Source organism: Nocardia sp. 2TAF39 (assembly GCF_052114905.1).
Classification (GTDB): Bacteria; Actinomycetota; Actinomycetes; order Mycobacteriales; family Mycobacteriaceae; genus Nocardia.
Genome location: NZ_JBFRFQ010000112.1, coordinates 1 through 3111 on the forward strand (window position 1 = coordinate 1; position 3111 = coordinate 3111).

Annotated in this window: 2 protein-coding genes and 1 pseudogene; 2 read left to right on the top strand and 1 reads right to left on the bottom strand. The window is 66.1% G+C overall.

The annotated features are described in order from the left end of the window. On the top strand, positions 1–1577 hold a 1577-nt coding region (locus AB4Z47_RS30465; RefSeq protein WP_441956137.1), incomplete at its 5' end, for an NAD-glutamate dehydrogenase domain-containing protein. Between the two features lie 38 nt (positions 1578–1615). Here the strand turns inward: AB4Z47_RS30465 and AB4Z47_RS30470 are convergent. Beyond that, positions 1616–2680, bottom strand: a complete 1065-nt coding sequence (locus tag AB4Z47_RS30470) for an SPFH domain-containing protein (protein WP_441956139.1) — start codon at positions 2678–2680, stop codon at positions 1616–1618. A 209-nt stretch (positions 2681–2889) separates the two neighbouring features. On the opposite strand from AB4Z47_RS30470, the pseudogene AB4Z47_RS30475 reads away from it, so the two are divergent. Continuing rightward, a pseudogene (locus AB4Z47_RS30475) lies at positions 2890–3111 on the top strand (amino acid permease); the annotation flags it as partial.

The following is a 3111-nucleotide window of genomic DNA, read 5'->3' on the forward strand; positions in this document are numbered from 1 at the left end:
AAAACGGCGGCATCGGCACCTACGTGAAGGCGAGCACCGAAACCAATGCCGATGTGGGTGACAAGTCCAACGACGCGGTGCGGGTAAACGCGAACCAATTGCGGGTCAAGGTGATCGGCGAGGGTGGCAACCTGGGCGCGACGGCGCTGGGTCGGATCGAGTTCTGCCGCAACGGCGGCCGAATGAATACCGACGCGCTGGACAACTCGGCGGGCGTGGACTGCTCCGACCACGAGGTCAACATCAAGATCCTGTTGGATGCCGTCGTCTCCGGCGGCGAGCTCGCCGCGGCCGACCGTAACCCGCTGCTCGCCTCGATGACCGACGAGGTCGCCGAACTCGTTCTGCGCGACAATATCTCGCAGAACTTCCGACTGGGGATGTCGCGGTCCGACGCGGCGGGCATGTCTAGCGTGCACGGCAGGCTGATCAACGACCTCGAGGCACGCCGTGGCCTCGACCGCGAGCTCGAGGCGCTGCCGACGGACGCGGAGCTGGCCCGGCGTGCCGCCGATGGAGCCGGGCTCACCTCGCCCGAGCTGGCTAATCTCATGGCGCACGTGAAACTTTCGCTCAAGGCCGATCTACTCGCCGGTGACCTGCTCGACAGCGCGGCGTTCGCGCCGGTGCTGCCCGCCTACTTCCCCGCGCCACTTCGCGAGCGCTTCGCGTCCGCGATCGGCAGGCACCCGCTGCGGCGCGAGATCGTGGCCACGGTGGTGGTCAACGACATGGTCGACTACGGCGGAATCACCTATGCCTTCCGCCTCGCGGAGGAGGCCGGGGCTACCACCGACGACGCGGTGCGCGCCTACACGGCGGCGGTCGAGATCTTCGATCTGCACGCACTCTGGCAGCGGATCAGGCAGACCCCGATGTCCACGGCGGCGCGCAACGAACTGGAACTGGAGACCAAGCGGACTCTCGACCGCGCATCCCGGTGGCTGCTGTCCAACCGGCCGCAGCCGATTGCGATCGGCGCCGACATCGCCAGGTACCGGGACCGAGTGTGGGCCCTGGCTGGGCAGGTGCCCGCCTTGTTGACCGGCTATCTCGCCAACGATTTGGCCGAGCGCTCGCGCCGGTCGATCTCCCGCGGCGCGCCACATGAGCTGGCTGACGAGGCGTTCGGGCTGATCCACCGCTTCCCGCTGCTGGACGTGATCGACCTGGCCGAGATCGCCGAGCGTGATCCGTCGGAGGTCGCGGTGCTCTACTACGCGCTCAACGAGCACTTCCAGATCGAGCGCCTGCTGACCGCGGTCGGCAAGCTCGAGCGGGGCGGGCGCTGGAGCGCGCTGGCACGGCTCGCGGTCCGCGAGGATCTCTACGATTCGCTGCGTTCGCTGACGCTCGACGTGCTCACCGCCACCGAACCGCAGGAGAGCACGGCGGAGAAGATCGCCTACTGGGAGTCGACCAACCGGTCCCGGCTCGCTCGCGCCGGCGCGTCGCTGGCGCAGATCTTCGCCGTCGAGACCCAGGATCTGGCGTCACTCTCGGTCGCGGCGCGTCAGGTCCGCAGTATGGTGACCGGAGGTGAGTCGACCACGGTTGCATCGACGGTCATCGGCTGAGCAACCGGACGATGCCCGGAGGTTGGACGCCCTCGGCGTCAGCCTCCGGGCATCGGCGTTCCGCAGCTCCCGCAGAACTTGGCCGTCGCTGTCGATTCCGCGCCGCAACCGGGGCAGTGCCGCGGTTGTGGCGTGAGGGGTGTGCCGCAGTTCATGCAGAACCGCGCACCTGCCGGATTTGCGGCTTGACAGGTGACGCAGGGTGATTGCCCGGCATCGGCTGGAGCAGGCGGCAGTTGCGGCGCGCCCGACTGGTTGCCCACGTGCTGTCCGATGGCATTCAAACTCAGTGCCGCACCGAGAAATCCGCCCTCGGCGCCGTGGTGATGGCCGTGCGCGAACCCTTGGCCCGCGCCGAGCGCGAGCTCGCCCGCGGCATAGCGTTGGAAGTCACCGGTCAGGCGAATGTATTTGACGTCCTTGGCGAGTCGCTTGAGCCGGTCCGCGTCCTCCGGTGCCAGCGTGATGTCGAAGTTGCCCATCCGTGGGATGCGCAGTCCATATTCGTAGAGCGCGGTGTTGGTCTGGCGTAGGACGGCGGCTTCGATCGGCTGCAATTGTGCCGAGAGCCCGAGCACCTGCCAGTCGCCGCGCGAAATACCCTGGGTGACAGCGATTTTCATGGACTTGAGCAGTAGATCGGCACTCCAACTCTGCACCCTGTCCTGGTCGGTGAGATCGGCGGTGCCCACCAGCGAGGTGAGCAGTTCGGCCGGATCCCGGACGGCGAGAGCGAACTCGCCGAAGACGCGCAGAGTAACCACTTGCTCGCTGACCGGATCGAGGATATCGGCCAGTCGTCCGCCGAACCGGACGCCGGAGACTTCCCGGGTGGCGACGAAATACAGCTCGGCACGATAGAAGTTCCCGCCGGTGACGGTGTCGACGAGCGCGCCGAGTACCGGCAGTTCGTCGGCGTCGATGCGATGCCGCCCGGGGCCGAGCGCGGCGACCACCTGCCCGGACTTGACGAACAGGGCGATCTCGTCGGCGTTGACGATCGCACGGGTGTAGCGGCGGATGTTGACATCCGGCCACTTGTAGACCATTTGGTTCTTGCGGTCCTCCGGGACCGCGATGAACTCCCGCTCGAACCACGCCATCTGCGCTCCATCAGCCGATTTTCACATTGAGCGTACCGATATGCAGTGGTCCGATCAACGAATGAATCGCGATCCCCGCTGCTCCGTGCCCATTTCTCACAGTTTTCGATGTCCAGAGTGTTACAAGAGGCAAGTCACTATTGAACGTGCCGCTATATAACGGTACATTGAGCGAAGATATGATCGCCGTCACCTGAAAGGCCATCCCCATGACCACAGTTCGACCTCCCTCGGAGCTGCCCGCGCCGGCGGGCACGCTCCACGAGGAGGACGCGGGGTACCACAAGTCCCTTCGCCCGCGTCAGCTGCAGATGATCGCRATCGGTGGCGCCATCGGCACCGGGCTGTTCCTGGGCGCGGGTGGGCGTTTGGCCAAAGCGGGCCCCGGATTGTTCATCGTGTACGCCATCTGTGGTGTGTTCGTGTTCTTC

Bases quoted from the DNA above. Each gene is read 5' to 3' on its own strand.
- AB4Z47_RS30470 (WP_441956139.1), bottom strand. From the start codon at position 2,680: ATGGCGTGGTTCGAGCGGGAGTTCATCGCGGTCCCGGAGGACCGCAAG.